This is a genomic window from Micromonospora zamorensis, from assembly GCF_900090275.1.
In the GTDB taxonomy this organism is placed as follows: domain Bacteria; phylum Actinomycetota; class Actinomycetes; order Mycobacteriales; family Micromonosporaceae; genus Micromonospora; species Micromonospora zamorensis.
The window spans coordinates 4,847,110-4,866,430 of sequence record NZ_LT607755.1; the positions used below are offsets into that span (position 1 = coordinate 4,847,110).

Annotated in this window: 19 protein-coding genes; 5 read left to right on the top strand and 14 right to left on the bottom strand. The window is 70.3% G+C overall.

Going from position 1 to position 19,321, the window contains the following annotated elements; all coding sequences use genetic code 11:
- Window positions 1–55: 55 nt before the first annotated feature.
- The 3 genes from GA0070619_RS21325 to GA0070619_RS21335 are packed head-to-tail and all read left to right on the top strand — an operon-like array spanning window position 56 to window position 2,439.
- Window positions 56–853: an ABC transporter ATP-binding protein gene (locus GA0070619_RS21325; protein ID WP_231927125.1), complete on the top strand. Its 798-nt coding sequence runs from the start codon at window positions 56–58 to the stop codon at window positions 851–853.
- Complete coding sequence (locus GA0070619_RS21330) at window positions 850–1,611, top strand: ABC transporter permease (RefSeq protein ID WP_088949705.1); 762 nt, start codon at window positions 850–852, stop codon at window positions 1,609–1,611. The genes GA0070619_RS21325 and GA0070619_RS21330 overlap by 4 nt, the downstream gene beginning before the upstream one ends.
- A gap of 45 nt (window positions 1,612–1,656) precedes the next feature.
- Entirely contained in the window at window positions 1,657–2,439 is a 783-nt protein-coding gene (locus GA0070619_RS21335) for a MerR family transcriptional regulator (protein WP_088949706.1), read from the top strand.
- Window positions 2,440–2,480: 41 nt separating this feature from the next.
- Here the strand turns inward: GA0070619_RS21335 and GA0070619_RS21340 are convergent, their stop codons facing one another.
- The 7 genes from GA0070619_RS21340 to GA0070619_RS21370 all read right to left on the bottom strand — a co-directional run bounded on the left by GA0070619_RS21340 (window position 2,481) and on the right by GA0070619_RS21370 (window position 10,225).
- Entirely contained in the window at window positions 2,481–3,311 is an 831-nt protein-coding gene (locus GA0070619_RS21340) for a carbohydrate ABC transporter permease (protein WP_088949707.1), read from the bottom strand.
- On the bottom strand, window positions 3,308–4,294 hold the full coding sequence (locus GA0070619_RS21345; RefSeq protein WP_088949708.1) for a carbohydrate ABC transporter permease: 987 nt from the start codon (window positions 4,292–4,294) through the stop codon (window positions 3,308–3,310). The genes GA0070619_RS21340 and GA0070619_RS21345 overlap by 4 nt, the downstream gene beginning before the upstream one ends.
- The gene (locus GA0070619_RS21350; RefSeq protein ID WP_088949709.1) at window positions 4,291–5,577 is read right to left on the bottom strand and encodes a sugar ABC transporter substrate-binding protein; all 1,287 of its coding nucleotides are present in this window, start codon (window positions 5,575–5,577) and stop codon (window positions 4,291–4,293) included. The genes GA0070619_RS21345 and GA0070619_RS21350 overlap by 4 nt, the downstream gene beginning before the upstream one ends.
- Window positions 5,578–5,828: 251 nt before the next feature.
- A complete protein-coding gene (locus GA0070619_RS21355; RefSeq protein ID WP_088951950.1) occupies window positions 5,829–6,113 on the bottom strand; it encodes a GlsB/YeaQ/YmgE family stress response membrane protein in 285 nt (94 codons plus the stop codon).
- A 459-nt stretch (window positions 6,114–6,572) separates the two neighbouring features.
- Window positions 6,573–6,857, bottom strand: coding sequence for a GlsB/YeaQ/YmgE family stress response membrane protein (locus tag GA0070619_RS21360; protein ID WP_088951951.1), 285 nt, complete (start codon window positions 6,855–6,857; stop codon window positions 6,573–6,575).
- An 837-nt stretch (window positions 6,858–7,694) separates the two neighbouring features.
- The gene (gene lepA / locus GA0070619_RS21365; protein ID WP_088949710.1) at window positions 7,695–9,572 is read right to left on the bottom strand and encodes a translation elongation factor 4; all 1,878 of its coding nucleotides are present in this window, start codon (window positions 9,570–9,572) and stop codon (window positions 7,695–7,697) included.
- Between the two features lie 116 nt (window positions 9,573–9,688).
- Complete coding sequence (locus GA0070619_RS21370) at window positions 9,689–10,225, bottom strand: DUF4240 domain-containing protein (RefSeq protein ID WP_088949711.1); 537 nt, start codon at window positions 10,223–10,225, stop codon at window positions 9,689–9,691.
- A 61-nt stretch (window positions 10,226–10,286) separates the two neighbouring features.
- Here GA0070619_RS21370 and GA0070619_RS21375 point away from each other — a divergent pair, with 61 nt between their 5' ends.
- Entirely contained in the window at window positions 10,287–11,273 is a 987-nt protein-coding gene (locus tag GA0070619_RS21375; RefSeq protein ID WP_088951952.1) for a phosphotransferase family protein, read from the top strand.
- Between the two features lie 267 nt (window positions 11,274–11,540).
- The gene (gene rpsT, locus GA0070619_RS21380) at window positions 11,541–11,810 is read left to right on the top strand and encodes a 30S ribosomal protein S20 (protein ID WP_088949712.1); all 270 of its coding nucleotides are present in this window, start codon (window positions 11,541–11,543) and stop codon (window positions 11,808–11,810) included.
- A 192-nt stretch (window positions 11,811–12,002) separates the two neighbouring features.
- Here rpsT and GA0070619_RS21385 read toward each other — a convergent pair whose 3' ends face one another.
- The 7 genes from GA0070619_RS21385 to GA0070619_RS21415 form a co-directional block, all read right to left on the bottom strand.
- The gene (locus tag GA0070619_RS21385; RefSeq protein ID WP_088949713.1) at window positions 12,003–12,425 is read right to left on the bottom strand and encodes a hypothetical protein; all 423 of its coding nucleotides are present in this window, start codon (window positions 12,423–12,425) and stop codon (window positions 12,003–12,005) included.
- Window positions 12,422–13,402, bottom strand: coding sequence for a DNA polymerase III subunit delta (gene holA / locus GA0070619_RS21390; RefSeq protein WP_088949714.1), 981 nt, complete (start codon window positions 13,400–13,402; stop codon window positions 12,422–12,424). The genes GA0070619_RS21385 and holA overlap by 4 nt, the downstream gene beginning before the upstream one ends.
- Before the next feature lie 266 nt (window positions 13,403–13,668).
- Window positions 13,669–16,077 carry a ComEC/Rec2 family competence protein gene (locus GA0070619_RS21395; protein ID WP_088949715.1) on the bottom strand — a complete coding sequence of 803 codons (2,409 nt, stop codon included), beginning with the start codon at window positions 16,075–16,077 and terminating at the stop codon, window positions 13,669–13,671.
- Window positions 16,074–16,901, bottom strand: a complete 828-nt coding sequence (locus GA0070619_RS21400) for a helix-hairpin-helix domain-containing protein (protein WP_414855612.1) — start codon at window positions 16,899–16,901, stop codon at window positions 16,074–16,076. Before GA0070619_RS21400 ends, GA0070619_RS21395 begins: the two co-directional genes overlap by 4 nt.
- A gap of 149 nt (window positions 16,902–17,050) precedes the next feature.
- Window positions 17,051–17,425 (bottom strand): VOC family protein, encoded by a 375-nt coding sequence (locus tag GA0070619_RS21405; RefSeq protein ID WP_088949716.1) that lies wholly within the window; start codon window positions 17,423–17,425, stop codon window positions 17,051–17,053.
- Window positions 17,426–17,645: 220 nt separating this feature from the next.
- Window positions 17,646–18,419: an SDR family NAD(P)-dependent oxidoreductase gene (locus GA0070619_RS21410; RefSeq protein ID WP_088949717.1), complete on the bottom strand. Its 774-nt coding sequence runs from the start codon at window positions 18,417–18,419 to the stop codon at window positions 17,646–17,648.
- A 4-nt stretch (window positions 18,420–18,423) separates the two neighbouring features.
- On the bottom strand, window positions 18,424–19,278 hold the full coding sequence (locus GA0070619_RS21415; protein ID WP_088949718.1) for a DegV family protein: 855 nt from the start codon (window positions 19,276–19,278) through the stop codon (window positions 18,424–18,426).
- Window positions 19,279–19,321 lie beyond the last annotated feature (43 nt).

A 19,321-nucleotide genomic window follows, 5' to 3' on the forward strand; every position in this document is an offset into this window, starting at 1 on the left:
AATTCGCGGTGCGGGCTTGACCTTGACGCTGCGTCAACCCTCCATGCTGGCTGCCATGAGCATCCCGCCAACAACCGATCAGGTCGAGCCGCCCGTGATACACGTGCGGGGCCTGGAGAAGTCGTTCAAGCAACTGAAGGTGCTGCGCGGTGTGGACATCGACGTGGCGCGCGGCTCCATCTTCGCCCTGCTCGGCTCCAACGGGGCGGGCAAGACCACTGTGGTGAAGATCCTGTCCACGCTGCTCAAGGCCGACGGGGGGACCGCCCGGGTCAACGGCTTCGACGTCGCGGCGCAGGCTGCCGAGGTGCGCGAGTCGATCAGTCTCACCGGGCAGTTCGCGGCGGTCGACGAGGTCCTCACCGGGCGGGAGAACCTCGTCCTGGTCGCCCGGCTCAGGCACCGTCCAGCGCCGCGCACGGTCGCGGATGACCTGCTGAGGCGCTTCTCGCTGACCGAGGCGGGCACCCGGAGGGTGGCGACGTACTCCGGTGGCATGCGCCGCCGGCTGGACATCGCGATGAGCCTCATCGGGAACCCACCGGTGATCTTCCTCGACGAGCCGACAACCGGGCTGGACCCGGAGGCGCGCATCGAGGTGTGGCAGGCCGTCAAGGAACTCGCCAAGGGCGGTACGACCGTACTGCTCACCACTCAGTACCTCGAGGAGGCGGAGCACCTCGCCGACCGGCTCGCGATCCTGCACGAGGGACGGATCATCGTGAACGGCACCCTCGACGAGCTCAAGCAGCTCCTCCCACCCGCAAAAGTCGAGTACGTCGAGAAGCAGCCGAGCCTCGAGGACGTCTTCCTCACCGTCGTCGGCGCCCGCACGAGCAAGGAACAACGATGAACAGGCATTTCGTCGGCGACACCGCCGTTCTCCTGGGTCGCTCGCTGCGCCACATCGCCCGCAGCCCGGACACCATCATCACCACCGCGATCATGCCGATCGCCTTCATGCTGCTGTTCGTCTACGTCTTCGGCGGCGCGATCGAGACCGGGTCCGACTCCTACGTCAACTACCTGCTGCCCGGCATCCTGATCATCACGATCGCGTCCGGCATCTCCTACACCGCCTTCCGGCTCTTCCTCGACCTGAAGGGCGGCATCTTCGAACGGTTCCAGTCCATGCCGATCGCCCGCTCCGCCGTGCTGTGGGCGCACGTCCTGACCTCGCTGGTCGCCAACCTGATCTCGATCGTCGTCGTCGTCGGCGTCGCCCTGATCATGGGCTTCCGTACGGGGGCGGGCGTGTCGGGGTGGCTCGCGGTCGCCGGCATCCTCGTCCTGTTCACTCTGGCCCTGACCTGGATCGCCGTGATCCCCGGCCTCACCGCGAAGACGCTGGACGGCGCGAGCGCGTTCTCCTATCCGCTCATCTTCCTGCCGTTCGTCAGCTCGGCCTTCGTGCCCACCGGGTCCATGCCCGGCCCGGTACGCGCCTTCGCCGAGCACCAGCCGGTGACCTCCATCGTCAACGCGATCCGGGACCTGTTCACCCAACAGCCGGTCGGCGCCGACATCTGGATCGCCCTCGCCTGGTGCACCGGCATCCTCGTCCTCGCCTACCTGTTCGCCAATGTCACCTACCGTCGCACGATCTCCTGAACCGGTGTCGACCAGAGCTGGACGGACTGCGGGCAGGATCAGGGCATGCTGACGATCAGCCAACTCGCGGCGTACGCCGGCGTCACGGTGCGGGCGGTGCGGCACTATCACCAGATTGGGCTCCTGCCCGAGCCGGAGCGGGACGCTTCGGGCTACCGGCGGTACGGCGCAACGGCAGTCGTGTCGCTCATCAAGATCCGCACCCTCGCCGACGCCGGCGTGCCACTGTCGCAGATCAGTCGGATGCTCGAAGCCGACGCCGCAGCCTTCGCCGAAGCTATCCGGACCATCGACAACCACCTGCGCGACGAGATCCACCGGCTGGAGACCAGCCGCAGACACATCGCGCAACTCACCGCCGGGGACAGCCTGGCGCTCCCACCGGAGGTCGCCGCCTATCTCGACCGACTCCGGGGCATCGGGGCGTCCCAGCGGATGGTGGAGGCCGAACGGGACGGGTGGATCCTGGTCGCGGCGCGCTGGCCCGACCGGATCGTCGAGTGGATGCCCGGCAAGATCGCCCACCTCGATGATCCGCAGGTCGTCCGGCTCTACCGGGTGCTCTCGGAGATCTTCGACGGTGACGAGGAGGACGACCCGCGGCTGGCGGAGGCCGCCGACATCATGGCCTGCCTGGCAGAGCAGGCGTACGCCGTCAGCGAGGTCCTGCACGTTGAGGAGGCCAATGACGATCTTCCGCACGACCTGATCGACGCGCTTGCCGTCGAGTCCGACCCGCGGGTGCGGCGGCTGCGGGAGCTGATGCACGAGCGCGGCTGGTCCGGTTGGAACCGGATGGAGCGGCTGCCGAAGCCGCCCCCCGGCTGACCGCCGGGCGGCGCTTCCGACCGCTCAGCGTTCCCGACCGCTCAGCCCTTGACGGCGCCGGCCACCAGGCCGGAGACCATCCGACGCTGCACCAGCAGGAAGAAGATGATGACCGGCAGGGTGAACAGCGTGGACGCGGCCATCACCGGCCCCCAGTTGGTGTCGTCGCGGCCGAAGAAGAAGGTCATCGCCACCGGCAGGGTGTAGCTCCCCTGGTCGTTGATGAACGTCAACGCGAAGATCAGCTCGTTCCACGCCGTGATGAAGGAGAAGATGCTGGTGGCCACCAGGCCGGGCGCGACCAGCGGGAAGAGGACCCGCCGGAAGATCTGGGCCCGGCTCGCCCCGTCGATGGCCGCCGCCTCCTCCAGTTCCTTGGGCACCGCGGCGACGAAACCACGAAGCATCCAGACCGCGAACGGCAGCGAGAAGCCCAGGTACGTGAGGATCAGGCTGGGCAGGGTGTTGTAGAGCCCCAGTCGCTGGATCATCAGGAACAGCGGGATGACCAGCGCTTCCAGCGGGATCATCTGCACCACCAGCAGCATGATCAGGAAGCTGGTCCGCAGCTTGAAGCGGAACCGCGCCACCGCCGTCGCGGCCAGCAGGGCCACCAGCCCACTGAGCACCACTGTGGAGACGGCGACCAGCGCGCTGTTGAGGAAGAAGTCGAGGAAGCTCACCCCGGGGATCAGGTTGCCGGTCAGGATCTCCCGGTAGTGCTCCAGCGTCGGGTGGGTCGGCACCGGCTGCGGAGTGGACGAGAAGATCTCCCTGCTCGGCTTCAGCGAGGTGGAGATCATCCAGTAGACCGGGAACGCCGCGAAGAGCGCGACCAGCAGCCCGGCGCCGTTGAGGGCGACCTTCTTCACGACTCGTCCTCCTGCTTGAGCACCATCCGTACGTAGAAGCCGGTGACCATCAGCAGGATCAGCGTGAGGATCACTGCGATGGCCGCGCCGAGTCCGTACTTCGGCGGCGGGGAGAAGGCTTCGGCGTACGAGTAGATGGCGAGCATGAACGTCGGCCGGTCCTGGGTGCCGCCGGCCAGCACGAACTGCTGGGTGAAGACCTTGAAGTCCCAGATGGTGGAGAGCACGATCAGGATCCCGAAGACCGGCCGCAGCAGCGGAAACGTGATCTTCCAGAAGACCCGCCACGGGCTGGCGCCGTCCACCCGGGCGGCCTCGTGCAGCTCGCTCGGCACGCTCTTGAGACCAGCGAGCACGCTCACCGCGATGAACGGGAACGAGTGCCAGACCACCACCAGGGTGAGGATGGCGAAGAAGAGCAGCGGCGAGTTGAACCAGCCGTAGCCGGTCCAGTCGCTACGGCCGAAGAGGCTGTTGGACAGCCCGTCGGGCAGGGCGTTGAACAGCCACGTGACGAGGCCGCTCGTGTCGTCGAAAATCCACTTCCAGACGATGGTGCCGGTCAGCGCCGGGGTGGCCCAGGCGAGCATCACGCAACTGGCCACGAAGGTCGCCATCTTGCGGCCGAGCCGGTTCAGCAGGAGCCCGACCAGGGTGCCGAGGACCATGGTGAGCAGCACGTTGGCCGCGGCGAACAACACCGTGTTGCGCAACACCGTCAGGAAGAACGGGTCGGAGAGGATGTCGGCGTAGTTGCCCAGCCCCACCCACGGCCACTCCCGGTCGCCGCGCAACTGCCGGACGGTGTTCAGCCGGTAGAAGGACATCACCACCACCTGGCCGAGCGGCCAGAGCAGCAGCACCCCGATGATCACCAGTGCGGGCAGGAGCAACAGGTAGGGCAGGCGGTCAACCCGGCGACGCCGCCGCGCAGGGGTCTCCCGCGCGGCGGCCGTCTCCGGGTTCTTTGTCAGCGTGGTCACTTGGCGTTGAGAATGCTTTCCATCTCACCGGCCGCGTCGGCGGTAGCCTTCTCGACCGTCTTCTGACCCTTCATGACCGAGCTGTTCATCGCCTGGGTCACCGTCTTGGTCCGGCTGACCTCCACCCACTTCGGGGTGAGCGGCGTGAGCTTGGTGTTCTGCATGGTGGTGGCGAACGCCGCCATCACCTTGTCGTTGGCGTACGCGTCACCGGCCACCAGGTCCTGGTAGACCGGGAAGAAGCCGAGGCTGCTCGCGAAGCTCTGCGAGTTCTTCTTGTTGAGCAGCACGGTCAGGTAGTCCCAGGCCAGATCCTGGCGCTCGCTGTCCTTCCAGATCGCCACGTCCGAACCGCCGGCGAAACCGGGTGCCGCCTTGCCGTCCGGGCCGGGGATCGGGAACGTACCCCAGACCTTCTCGATCTCGGGGTTGTCCTTCTTCATGGCGCCCTGCTGCCAGCTGCCGGCGAAGGCCATCGCCGCCTTGCCGGTGGCGAACTGGGTCCGCGCGTCGATCTCATTCCAACCGGCCGCGGCCGGCGGGGCCACCTTGTGCACTGTCACCAGGTCGGTCCAGAACTTGACCGCCCGCTGCGCCTCCGGCGTGGTGTAGCCGGACTTCCAGGTGCCGCCCTGGTTGCTGGCGATCTCGCCGCCGGCGCCCCAGAGGAAGGAGTAGAACGGCAGCTCCGAGTTGCCCGGCAGCGCGATGCCGTACGTGCCCTTCTTCTTCGCCTGCACGGTCTTCGCCACGGTGACCAGGTCGTCCCAGGTCTTCGGGGGCTGCACACCGGCCTCGGCGAACCAGTCGGTGCGGTAGTAGATAGCGCGCACACCCGCGTACCAGGGCACGCCGTACTGCTTGCCGTCGAGCTGCGCGTTGCGCACCAGGTCGGGCAGCAGATCCTTGCCGTCGGCCCAGCCGCCCATCCGACCACTCACGTCGGCGAGCGCCTCCTGGGCCGCCCAGCCCTGGGTCTCGGTGTTGCCCAGCTCGGTGATGTCCGGTCCCTCGCCACCGGCGAGCGCAGCCTGGAACTTCTTGGGCGCCTCGAGCCAGGGAATGTACTGCACCACCACGTCGGTGTCAGGGTGCTTCTGGCGGAACTCGGCCTCGACCCCGTCGAGGAAGGTGTTCTGCGCGTCGCCGCCCTCGCCCATCATCCAGACCGTGAGCTTGCTGTCGTCGGCCGCCTTGTCGTCGGAACCCCCACAGCCGGTCAGCACCATCGCGGCCGAGGCCACCATGGCGGTGACCGGGGCCAACCGCTTCCACCTGTTCACGCCACTGCTCCCCTCGCGCCGCCTGGAACTAACCTTCTCCGCCGCACCCTAGTACGGAGAATTCCTTTACGACAGTGGGCGGGACTGGCCGAAGCGTCGCGACCGTACCGCAGAGGCCCGACGATCGGCACTGCCGCATCGGATCGAAGTCGGGTGTACCAGCACGAAAGAGCGCCCGGCCAAAGGCCGGGCGCTCTTTCCAGTGTTGCCGTCTTGCCGGTGGTGCTGTTCGACCAGGTGATGCCGGGTCGTTATCGGGTGACGCTGCGGCGGCGACCAACGCCGGCCACCAGCGCGACCGCGATCGCGGCCACCACGACCTGCACCAGCAGCTCGGCCCAGTCGATACCGTTCGTCTCGGTCGCGATGCCGATGGCCCGCGCCAGCACGGTGCCCAGCAGAGCCGCACCCACACCGATCAACAGGTGCAGCCAGATCGGCATGTTCTGCCGACCCGGAACAACCAGGCGGCCCAGCGCGCCGACGATGAGACCAACAACGATCGCAGTGATGATGCCCCACACGGTGAGCTCCACGGCCACCCTCCTTCAAAGAATGTCTGACACACCAGCGTGTGCTTCCTGTCGTGACCACTAATTGCCCGACCCAACGAAAATCCAAACCGACTCCATCCACCAAACGATCACGATTTGGCAGACACGAACACGTTCCGCCGACCGGCGATCGCCCGACGGACGCCGGTCCTGCCGAGGTCTCCGACCTGGCGGCGATCCCCGACCTACCGGCGCCGCTGGCGACATGATCAACACGGAATCCTTGAAACTGGGGTATCGGAGGCCCTGGGACACCCCGACTTCCCTGAACCCGAGTCGATCACGGCGGGCTCGACCGGCCGAGCCGGCGAACCAGGGTTACGGCCGGCCACGATCCGAAGAGCCAGCCGCCCTCCGAACAGGAGGAACGCCGATGGGCGCCCGACCTGTCGGTCGGGCGCCCATCAAAGATCTAGCAGTGGTACGGGGTGATGCTCGGTGTTACCGGGTCACGCGGCGGCGGCCACCCACACCTGCCACCAGCGCGACCGCGATCGCGGCCACCACGACCTGCACCAGCAGCTCGGCCCAGTCGATACCGTTCGTCTCGGTCGCGATGCCGATGGCCCGCGCCAGCACGGTGCCCAGCAGAGCCGCACCCACACCGATCAACAGGTGCAGCCAGATCGGCATGTTCTGCCGACCCGGAACAACCAGGCGGCCCAGCGCGCCGACGATGAGACCAACAACGATCGCAGTGATGATGCCCCACACGGTGAGCTCCACGGCCACCCTCCTTCAAAGAATGTCTGACACACCAGCGTGTGCTTCCTGTCGTGACCGCTAATTGCCCGACCCTCCGAAAATCCAAACCGACTCACCTCAGATAGCAGCGCCAGACGTCAATGCCCAGAGCTGCGTCGGTTTCGCGTGGGAGCGCATCCACACAGGTGGGAGCCCATCTGGTAACCCCCGGTGCTCCGCGACAGCGCAAGAAAATTTTCTTCCCGGCACTGTCCGGTGCCGGGTGGCCGGTGGCCGGTGGCGCGCCCCGGGGCCGGTGGCCGAACCCAGTGGCCGGCGCGGTGGCGGTGGCGGTGGCCGGCGCGGTGGCGGTGGCCGGTCGACTCGCGTTTCGGGAAGTCGGGGTATCGCCGACCCTTTGACACCCCGACTTCCCGGAAGCCGAGTGGATCTAGCGCCGAGCTGAGCCAACGATGCGGCGCAGGCGAACGATGCGGCGCAGGCGAACGATGCGGCGCAGGCGAACGCCGCCGGGAGACATCTGCTGGCGGCAGCACCCCTGAGAGCGGGTACATCTCGACCACGCCCGCACGCAGGGCGCCGACAGCGGAGCTCCAGCTGCTCACCCTCGACTTGCTCGACGCTTCTTGATCGACTCGGGTTGCAGGAAGGCGGGGTGTCGAGCAGCCCCGGATACCTCGATTTTCATGAAGTCGAGTGGGTGGGCTGTGGACTTCGGTTACGCCGGGCGCCCCGCGCAAGGCCGCGCCACCCGAGAGCACTCCACCACGCGAGAGCACCCCACGACACGAGAGCACCCCACCGCAAAAGAGCGCCCACCACGCAAGCAACGCGCCGGCGGACCCGCCGCGGGAGCTGCTACTTCTTTCCGGCCGCCTTGCCGTCGCCGGAGTCGGAGGAGAGCGCGGCGATGAAGGCTTCCTGTGGGACCTCGACCCGGCCCACCATCTTCATCCGCTTCTTGCCTTCCTTCTGCTTCTCCAGCAGCTTGCGCTTACGGCTGATGTCGCCGCCGTAGCACTTGGCGAGCACGTCCTTGCGGATCGCCCGAATGGTTTCCCGGGCGATGACCCGGCTGCCGATGGCCGCCTGGATCGGCACCTCGAACTGCTGGCGCGGGATCAGGGTACGGAGCTTGGCGGCGATGGTGACGCCATAGTTGTACGCCTTGTCCTTGTGCACGATGGCGCTGAACGCGTCCACCGGCTCGCCGTGCAGCAGGATGTCCACCTTCACCAGCTCGGACGCCTGCTCGGTGGTGGGCTCGTAGTCGAGCGAGGCGTAGCCCTTGGTACGGCTCTTCAACTGGTCGAAGAAGTCGTAGATGATCTCCGCGAGGGGCAGCGTGTAGCGCAGCTCCACCCGGTCGGCGGAGAGGTAGTCCATGCCCAGCAGGTTGCCGCGCCGGCCCTGGCAGAGCTCCATCACCGCGCCCACATAGTCGTTGGGCGTCAACACGGTGGCCCGCACGACCGGCTCGTACACCTCGGCGATCTTGCCGGTGGGGTACTCGCTCGGGTTGGTCACGACGATCTCCTCGCCGTCGTCCGTGATCGCCCGGTAGACGACGTTCGGCGCGGTGGAGATCAGGTCGAGGTTGTACTCGCGCTCCAGCCGCTCCCGGATGATCTCCAGGTGGAGCAGGCCGAGGAAGCCGCAACGGAAGCCGAAGCCGAGCGCGCCGGAGGTCTCCGGCTCGTAGTCCAGGGCGGCGTCGTTGAGCTTGAGCTTGTCCAGAGCCTCACGCAGGTTGGGGTAGTCGGACCCGTCGATCGGGTAGAGGCCGGAGTAGACCATCGGCTTCGGGTCCTTGTAACCACCCAGCGCCTCGGCCGCCGGCCGGCTGTTGATGGTGACCGTGTCACCGACCCGGGACTGCCGGACGTCCTTCACACCGGTGATCAGGTAGCCGACCTCGCCGACGCCGAGCGCCTCGGCCTTGACCATCTCGGGCGAGATGACGCCGATTTCCAGCAGCTCGTGCACGGCGCCGGTGGACATCATCTTGATCCGGTCCCGGGCGCTGATCCGCCCGTCGATGACCCGGACGTACGTGACGACGCCGCGGTACACGTCGTACACCGAATCGAAGATCATCGCCCGGGCGGGCGCCGCCGCGTCGCCGACCGGCGGGATGAACTGCCGGACGATCTCGTCGAGCAGGTACGGCACGCCCTCGCCGGTCTTGCCGGAGACGCGGATGCAGTCGGCGGGGTCGCCACCGATGAGGTGGGCCAGCTCCTCGGCGTACTTCTCCGGCTGGGCGGCCGGCAGGTCGATCTTGTTGAGCACCGGGATGATGCGCAGGTCGTTCTCAAGCGCCAGGTAGAGGTTGGCCAGGGTCTGCGCCTCGATGCCCTGCGCGGCGTCGACCAGGAGCACGGCGCCCTCGCAGGCGGCCAGCGACCGGGACACCTCGTACGTGAAGTCGACGTGCCCCGGGGTGTCGATCATGTTGAGCACCGCGTGCTCGCCGGTCCGTTCGCCCTCGCGGATGGTCCACGGCATGCGAACGGCCTGGCTCTTGATCGTGATGCCGCGCTCGCGCTCGATGTCCATCCGGTCCAGGTACTGGGCGCGCATCTGCCGGGGGTCGACCACACCGGTGAGCTGCAACATCCGGTCGGCCAGGGTCGACTTCCCGTGGTCGATGTGGGCGATGATGCCGAAGTTCCGGATGCGACCGGGGTCGGTGGAACCAGGGGCGTTCGCGCCGGGATCGAGCTTCGGTGGCACAGCGGTCCGTTCTGGTCGGCTGACGTGAACAGGCCGGCGCGCCGCCGACCCCCTCTATGTTCCCACGCCGCCGGGGCACGCCCGCTGCGCGGGCGATGGATCGGCCCGAGGACCCCTCACTCCATCGGCGGTTCGACGAAGAGCGCGGCCAGCCGGGGCAGCCGTCGGCGGGCCTCCTCCTCGTCGTCGAAGTCCCAGAAGTCGTTGAGGTCCGGCGCACGCACCGGGTCGCGGTCCGCCGGCAACTCGGTCGCGGTGGCCTTTCGGTACGCGTCCCAGGGCACCGACAGCATCTGCTCGGCGGAGAACTCCTCGCCGCTGAGCGAGGCCGCCCGCACCTGGGGCAACTCGGCCAGCGAGTCCGGTTCGGCGACCGCCCGGGCAAAGACCGCCCGACCCTGGGTCATCAGCCAGCCCCGGAAGTGCTCGAAGCCGTCGGCGGAAGCGCCGCCGTTGATCAGGTACGCCGCACCCCACAGATCCGCCTTGTGCGAGGCGGCCAGCACTCTCGTCTGGTGCCGGGCGTACCCGATGATGTCCTCCGGGTCGCGTTCGGCGAGCAGCGCGACCGCCCGCGCGGCGACCGGCCCGGGCTCTCCCCCACCGCCCGCTCGCGCCTGGTCGATCAGCTGCCAGAAGTCCTCGGTCCTCATGGCTTGGCAGTCTGGCAGTGTCGCCGCGCGTCGCGCACGTACCCCGGGGCAGCATGGTGTGGTGTCTCTTCCCCCGCTGCCGCCGGTGCCCTACCACGCGAGTGCGCTGCGCCCGTCCTGGCCGACGCTGCCGGCGGCGCTGCGGGCCGCGGTCGCCGACCGGCTGGGCGCGCCGGTGGTCACCGCCCGGGTCGCGGGTGCGGGCTTCACCCGCGGCTTCGCCGCAGTGCTCCACACCGCCGACGGTGGCCGGGCCTTCGTGAAGGCGGCACCCGCCGCCGAGCAACCGCATCTGGTCCAGTGGTACGCCCGGGAGGCCGCGATCCTGGATCGGCTGCCGGCCGACCTGCCGGCGCCCCGCCCTCGGTGGACCCTGTCCGAAGCTGGCTGGTTCGTGCTCTGCACCGAGGCCGTCGACGGCCACACCCCGCGTCTGCCCTGGGTGCCCGCCGAGTTGGACGCCACCCTCGCCGGGTACGCGCAGGTCGCCGCCGCCCTGGCCGACCCCCCGGTCGAGCTGACCGCGCTCGGCCTGCCGCAGCTGTCGGACCTGGCCCGCTCGGACATCCTCTGGTGGGAGGAGGTCGCCGCCGGGCGCGAGCCGGCCCCACCACTGCCCGCTCCGGCGCAGGGTCGCCTGGCTGAGCTGGTGGCGCTGGAGTCCCGCCTCCCCCGGTACGCCGCCGGGGCGACCAGCCTGATCCACGGCGACCTGCGGGTCGACAACGTGCTGATCGACGCGCACGGCCGAGCCTGGTTCTGCGACTGGACGTGGGTCTGCTCCGGCCCGGCCTGGTTCGACCTGGCCGGCCTGCTGCTCACCGCGTACGCCAGCGGGCTGGACGCGGACCGGCTCTTCGCCACGCACCCGACGACAGTCGGCGCGCCCCCGGACGCACTGGACGCGACCCTGGCCGCGTTGGCCGGCTACTACCTCACCGGTGCTGCTGCGGCGCCGCCGACGGCCTCGCCGCACCTGCCCGCCCACCAGCGGTGGAGTGGCGAGCAGTCCCTCGACTGGCTCGCCCGCCGCCAGGGCTGGCGGTGACGCGGCCTGGCGGCGGGCTGGCCTGACGGTGACGCGGCCTGACGGTGACGCGGCCTGACCTGGGCGCGACGCGGGCCCGGGGTGAGCCGTCCTAACGGTCGAGGGCGTAATCTGGTGGTCGACGGGCCGGGTCCGTCCGCGCGAAGGCCGAGCCGTTTTGGCTCGTCCCGGGCGACCTGGTAACCTGGCTCTTCGCGCAGCGGTGACGCATGTTCGTCATCCAGCGCACAAGCTGACCAACCCGAGCTATCAAGACGAGGCTGTCGCGTGGCGAACATCAAGTCCCAGATCAAGCGCAACCGGCAGAACGAGAAGGCCCGGCTGCGCAACAAGTCGGTCAAGTCGTCGCTGAAGACCGCCGTCCGGAAGTTCAACGAGGCTGCCGAGGCCGGTGACGTCGAGAAGGCCACCGCGCTGATGCTGGACGCCTCTCGCAAGCTGGACAAGGCCGTCAGCAAGGGCGTGATCCACTCCAACCAGGCCGCGAACCGCAAGTCCGCGATCGCGAAGCGCGTGGGTGCGCTCTCCGCCGCCTGACGACTCAACCGTCAGACCGATTCGGAAAGCCCCGGGCTCAGGCCCGGGGCTTCCGCGTGTCCGCGGGCCGGTGTCGTGCCCGCAGACCAGACGGCTCAATCTCACGGGCCGACGCTCAATCCGCGGGCCGCGCTGAGTCGGACGGGCCGACGCTCGATCCGACCGACCAGCGTTCGATCTGACGGGTCGGGCTCAGTCTGACGGGTCGGGGCGGCGGGCGGGCGGCACCGAATCCGCGGTGATCACCACGCCGGTGACGCTGTGCGAGATCCACTCCACCTGGGCTCGGCCGACCGCCGGCTCCATCTGCCGTCGGAACCGGTCCCGTTCCTGCTCGGGCACGAGCGCGGCGGAACGGACCACGATCGCGGCCACCATGTCGTTGAGCTTGACCATGGCCGCCACCACGACGGGCAGCACCAGCACCGCCCACCAGGTGACCAGCTCGGCGAGGGCGAGCAGCACCGCCAGAGCGATGGTGCCCTCGAAGAAGAGGAAGCACAGCACGCCGCCGGGGTTGACGAACCGCAGGCCGAGGAGTCGGGCGTACAGCGGCCGGTAACGCTCCTCGTCCACGGGGATGGTGGCCCAGGCCGGGCGGTTCGCCCCCGTCACCTGGTGCTGCCCTGCCGGGCCGCGGCGACGGAGAAGACCGCACGCTCCAGGGCGTACGCCCGATCGTCGGAGCCGCCCTTGACGGCCGCGTTGCACTCGGCGGCGACCTGCATGGCCCGGACCAGGCCCTCCGGGGTCCAACCACGCCCCTGCCGCTGCGCCCGCTCGATCTTCCACGCGGGCATCCCGAGGCTGCTGGCGAGCTGGTACGGGTTGCCCCGCCCAGCCGAGGCCACCCGGGCAACCGTGCGTACCCCGTCGGCCAGGGCGTCGGCGATGGGCACCGGGTCGACCCCGACGTGCAGGGCCCAGCGCAGTGCCTCCAGCGCCGCCGGCACGTCGCCAACCATGGTGGCGTCCGCCACGGTGAAGCCGGTCACCTCGACCCTGCCGCGGTAGTAACGGGAGACCGTGTCGGCGCTGATCCGCCCGTCCGTGTCAGCGATCAGTTGGGAACAGGCGGCGGCCAGCTCGCGCAGGTCGTTGCCGACCGCCGCGATGAGCGCCTCGGCGGCGTCGTCGGTGCATTTTCCGCCAGCTCGGCGGATCTCGTCGCGGACGAAGGCCAGCCGGTCGCGGTGCCCCTTGAGCTTGGCCGCCGGGACGACAGTCGCACCGGCTGCCCGCAGCCCGTCGGCGAACGCCTTGCCCTTGGCGCCGCCCAGGTGCAGCACCAGCAGTTGGACGTCCGGGTCGGGGTTCTTCGCGTATGCGAGCAGTGCGGCGACCAGATCCTTGCGAGCGTCCTGACCGGAGCGCAGGATCAGCAGCCGCCGTCCACCGAACAGCGACGGGCTGAGCATCTCGGCAATCTCGCCGACGGTGAGCGCGCTGGCCTGGTATTCGCGGACGTCCGCTTCGGGGTCGACACCGCGAACCTTCGCGACAGCTTCGGTGACCGCGCGCGTGGCGAGCAGCTCCTCGTCACCGAGGACGAGCAGAATGGGGGCGAGGCTGGCGGGGGTCACGCCGCCCATATTCGCACGGCCCGGCTCGGGATCGTGCCTGCTCATTCGCTGCTTGGTCGGCGCAGCCCGCACACAGCGCAAATCCCGACATCTATCTCAATTCCCCATGCAATCCGCAATTTACCCGCATCTTCAGCCCTGACGGCGACCTGGGCCGCACCGGAACGCCCGTATGGAGTTGATCCACACGGGATCAGCGATATCGCGATGTCGGACAGCTGTTCATACCGCGATATCAGCAAATCGGAGTCGATCAGCACCTCCCCGCCGTCGGCTCAGGGTCGCCGGCCCACTGGGACACCTCGCCGGGCCACACCCAGTCCGTGGCTCGTCCGAACCGCTGCGAGGTCGCCATCGGTGTCGGTACGCAGCACCCGAGCGCCGCCCCTGCCCAATCGCGCGAGCAGCCCAGGGCTCGGGTGTCCGTAGGTGTTGCCGGTGCCGACCGGCACCAGCGCGACGGAGGGCCGCACCGCGTCCAGGAAACCGACGTCCTGGTACGCCGAGCCGTGGTGGGCGACCTTCAACACGTCCGCCCGCAACTGGCCGGGCGTGGCCCGCGCCACCATCGCGTGCTGCTCCTCGGTCTCCGCGTCTCCGGGCAGCAGGATCCGCACCCCGGCCACCGTGGCGAGCAGCACCAGCGAGTTGTTGTTCGGATCGGACCTCGTGCCGGCCAGCGGGTACGGCGGGCCGAGCACCAGCAGGTCGACGTCCCCGATCGGATGGCGTGCCCCGGAGACTGTGGTGAACAACGCGGCCAGTCCGGCAGTCGCCGCCGCCCGAACCACCTCCCGACCGCTGTCCGGGTCTGTCGAGGGCGGCACCAGCACGGCATCGACCCGCCGCCCCCGGAACACGCCGGCCACTCCACCCACGTGATCGGCGTGGAAGTGGCTGATCACCAGCAGCGGCACCTCCCGTACGCCGAGCCGGCGCAGGCAACCGTCCACCGCCCCGGGTTCCGGACCGGCGTCCACCACCACCGCCCGACCGGGGGCGACCGGCAACACCACGGCGTCGCCCTGACCCACGGCGCAGACCACCACCACCCAACCCGGCGGCGGCCAGCCGGCGAACACCAGCCGCACCGGAAGCGCACCGAGCACCGAGGCGACGCCGACGACCGCCACGAGTCGCCGTACGAGTGGCCGGCGCACCGCGATCAGCAGCGCGACGGTCAGCGCGGTCAACAGCAGGGCGCCCGGCACCCCGCCCGGCCACGGCAGGGTGCCACCCGGCAAGCGGGCGCCCTGGTGGGCGATGACCACCAGCCACCAGGCCGGCCAGCTCGCCAGCCAGGCGAGGAACTCGGCGCCGCCCGGCCAGATCGGCGACATCATGGCCGCCAGCACGCCCAGCACGGTCGCCGGCGCGATGGCGGGCACCGCCAGCAGGTTGGCCGGCACCGCCACCAGGCTGACCGTGCCGGAGATGCCGGCGACGACCGGCCCGCAGGCCAGCTGCGCCGCCGCCGGCACGGCCAGCGCCTCCGCCAGGCCGGGCGGCACGCCTCTCCGCCGCAGCCCGTCCCGCCAGCGCGGCGCGAGCAACAACAGGCCACCGGTGGCCAGCACGGAGAGCGCGAAACCGGGATCACCGGCCAGCTCCGGGTCCACCAGGACCAGCACGGTGACGGCGGCGGCCAACGCGGGCAGCGCGGCACGAGGACGACCGGCAGCCAGCGCTGCCAGCCCGATCGCCCCCATCGTGGCGGCCCGTACAACGCTCGGTGACGGCCGGACCAGGATGACGAAGCCCACCAGCGCCACCCCGCAGAGCCCGGCGGCGAGCCAAGGGCCGGCCCGCGCCCACCGGGCCAGCAGCAGCACCGCGCCTACGACAATTGCCACGTTGCTTCCCGAAACGGCGTTGAGGTGTGTCATCCCAGTGGCCCGGAAGTCCTCCTCGACGGCGGGTGGCAGTCGGCTGGTGTCCCCCACCACGAGACCCGGCAGCAGCCCACCCGGATCGTCGGGCAGCGGCGCACAGGCTCGTTGCAGGCCGGCGCGGAGCGTCCCGGCGGCACGCTGCGCCCAGGACGACGCACCGTGCCGCTCCGGAGGGCCGTCGGTGCTGAGCACCGCCGCGGTGAGGTCACCACCCCGCGGAACGCCGAGCCGGCCGTCGGCGGTGAGGCGTTGCCCGGGCAGCAGGCCCCGCCAAGCCGGGTCGGTCGTCAGGACGAGCAGCTGCACCGACGCGTCGATGCGTCGGCCGTCCGGGCCGGTGAGCCGGATCAGTTCCGTCGACACCAGCAGCATGCCGGGCCGACCGGCGCTGCGGATCGGACGCGGATCGTCCCGGACCACCAGGTCGGCGGTGACCGGGGCGCGCTGCTCGGCAAGGGCACGGATCGGCGGTGCGTCGCGGATGGCGAGCCGGGCTGCGGTGGCCGCTCCTGCGCAGACCACGCCGAGACCGACCGCGACGGCGATCCAGCCGTAGCGGCGGACAGCGGCCCGGGGATGGCCGAGGCCACCGAGCAGGTGCAGGGCGCCCGCCGTCGTCACGCCGGCCGCCGCCACGGTGACCGCCAGAAGTGGGCCGGCGCCTAGGTGCAGGCCGGCGAGCGCGGTGAGCCAGGCGGCCACCGCCAACCCGGCCAGCCGCAGGTCCGGCGGGGAGGTCTCGGCTGGCACGACACCGGCACCGTCCGACGGCCTCGGGGCACCGCCGCTCACACCGTCACCAGGTCCTTGAGCTGCTCATACCGCGCATCGCCGATCCCGTCGACCTGGCGCAGGTCGCCGACGGCCTTGAACCCACCGTGCTGGTCCCGATGGGTGAGGATCCGCTGGGCGAGGACAGGCCCGACCCCGGGCAGCGCGTCGAGCTGGGCCAACGTGGCGGTGTTCAGGTTCAACGGCCCGACGGCCGGCCCGGCCGCGCCGCCGGGTGGCCCGGCCGCACCACCCGGCGGCGGCGGTGGCGTCACCCCGACCACGATCAACTCACCGTCGGTGACCTTGCGGGCGGGGTTGAGCAACGCCACGTCGACACCGGGCAGCGCGCCGCCAGCCGCCTGCACCGCGTCGGCGAGCCGGGACCCGGCCGGCAACCGCACCAGCCCTGGCTTGCGAACCTTCCCCGCGACCGCCACCACCAGCTCGCCGGAGCCGGACGCGCTGGGCTGCTCGGCCGGTGCGGCAGAAGCGGCCACGCTCACCAGCGGGGCGACCGGTTCCGACTGCGGGCGTGACCGCCAGGCCCAACCGGCCGCGCCCAACACGACCACCACGGCGACAACCGCCAACGCCCGCACGCCGCGCCGCCCGGGGTCGAACGCCCCAGGCCCGGGCAGCCGCGACCCGGGCCCGGTCGCGAGGCCAGCCGATGCGCCTCGCGCGTCCGACTCAGCGGGCGGCGCATCGGCCCGGGGCGGCAACACACCCAGCGGGGGTACGCCCGCAAGCGGCACCTCAGCCCGCATTGGCGGCGAACCCTCCGCCGGGTCGGTCAGCCAGCGCAGGCGTTGGCGGACCTCTGTCTCCTCGTCGTGCGACACGGCCCGACGCTAGAGCGGAGGACAGCGCGACGGGGCGAGCCGTCCTCCCCCTCTGTGGACAACCGGCGTCCTGTGGACAACGCCCTGATCACCGCACGATCTGCTAGGGGCACACCTCACCCACGAGGCAGAGCCGGATCAGCCGCTCGCTACACGTACGGCCGGGTGATGATCTCGATGGCGTGGCCCGCCGGGTCCATGAAGTAGAAACCCCGCCCACCGTGCTCGGTGTTGGTCTCGCCCTCACGCTTCAGCTGCGGGTCGGCCCAGTACGTGATGCCGCGCCCCTGGACGAACGCCAGGCACCGGGCGAACAACTCGTCGTCGACGAGAAACGCGTAGTGCTGCATCTGGATGTCCACCGGCGGCTCGGCGAACTGGAGCAACACACCCTCGTCCAGCTGGACGTTGACGAACGGCCCCCACGACGGCGCCTCCGGCAACTCGAACAACTCCCGGTAGAACGCGGCCGAAGCCTGCTTGTCCTTCGTGGCGATGATGGTGTGGTTGAACGTGACTGCCATGCGTACCGTCTTCTTCCCGGCTGATCCGAAGACCCGACCGGAAGCCCACAGCGCTCAGCCAGCCACACCGATGACGACGCCCCGAGGGCACCGACGCCCCGGATCCCGCACGAGAGACGCGTGCATCGCGTCGATCTCGGCGTGGTGGCTGAAGTAGCCAGAACCTCCGGGGGGTAGGCCCATCTGGGGCGCGCAACCAGGTTACCCGACGGGTACGCCGTCAGCGGGCCTCCGGGTCGAGGCCGAGCACGGCCCGTCCCCCGTCCACCGGCAGGACCACCCCGTTGACGAAGCTCGCCGCGGGTGACAGCAGGTACGCGACGGCTTCGGCCACCTCGTCGACCCGCCCGATGCGTCCCACCGGGTGCAGCCGGGTCAGCTCGGCGTCGATCCACTGGGCCTGGGAGGGTTCCTGCGCGGCCAGGAAGTCGGCGTGCCGCTCGGTGGCGATCGAACCGAGCGCGACCGCGTTGGCACGAATTCCGTGCCTCCCGTACTCGACGGCCAGCGCCCGGGTCAGCCCCTCCACCGCGGCCTTCGCCGTCGCGTACGGCAAGGCGCCTGACACCGGCCGGCGGGCCTGGTGCGACGAGACGTTGACGATCGCGCCGCCTGCGGCCCGGGCCAGGAACCGGCGTACGGCCACCGCGGCGCCCACCACTGCCGGGCGTAGGTTCAGCTCGATCAGTTCCAGCACCGTGTCGGCGGAGGCGGAGTGCAGGGCGGCGTCGCGGAAGACCGCCGCGTTGTTCACCCAGCCGGACAGGGGCGCGGCGCGTTCGGCCAGCTCGGCGGCGTGCTCGGCCACCTGCTCGTCGGCGGCGTCGCCGATCACGGCGACGAGCCGGTCGGCGGCCGGGTGCCCGGTCAGCCAGTCGACCGCGTCCGCGTCGCGCTCCAGCACGACGACCGTGACACCGGTCGCCACCAGGCGCTCCACCACGGCCCGGCCGACACCACGTCCACCGCCGGTGACCACACAGGACGTCGCCATCGGCTCAGCCGGCCGGCCTGCGGTGGACGACCACGCTGGCCAGACCTGGGCCCGCGTGCGCGGCGACGACCGCGCCCGCCTCGGAGACGTACGTGTCGTGCAGCCGGTCACCGAACCGTCCGGTCAGCGCGGCGAGCAACGCCTCGGCCCGCTGCGGCGCGGCCAGATGATGCACACCGATATCCACATCGTCGTCCCCGGCCGCCTCGACGGCCAGATCCACCAGACGGGCCACTCCACGGCTGGCGGTACGGACCTTCTCCCGCAGCACGATCGCCCCGTCCGGCATGTGCATGATCGGCTTGACGGACAGGGCGGTCCCGAGCAGCGCCTCGGCGGCGTTGATCCGGCCGCCTCGGCGAAGGAACTCCAGCGTGTCGACGTAGAACCAGACGGTCGTGCGGGCGACGGCGGCGAGCGCCGCGTCGCGTACCCCGGTCAGGTCGGCACCCGCCTGGGCGGCGGTGGCTGCCGCGATGGCCGGGAAGCCGAGCCCCATGCCCGTGGAGCGACTGTCCACGACCTCGACGCGGCCGTCGAACTCGGCGGCGGCGAGCCGGGCCGCCTCCACCGTGCCGGACAGGGCGGCGGAGATGTGCACCGAGACGACGCCGTCGGCACCGTCGTCGAGCAGTCGGCGGTACGTGCGGGCGAACTGCTCGGGTGCCGGCCGGGAGGTGGTCGCGGTGACCCGCCGGGCGCTCAGCGCCAGGGTGGCGTCGGCCGGCTGGGTCTCCACCCCCTCCAGCCCTTCCGCGCCGTTGAGCACGACGGTCAACGGAACGACGGTCAGCCGGTGCGCCTGCACCAGCTCGGGCGGAAGGTAGGCGGTGGAGTCGATGACAACCGCGACGGGCATGCCCGGCACGCTAGCCGATCGAGAGGTCGAACGACGAGGCGGA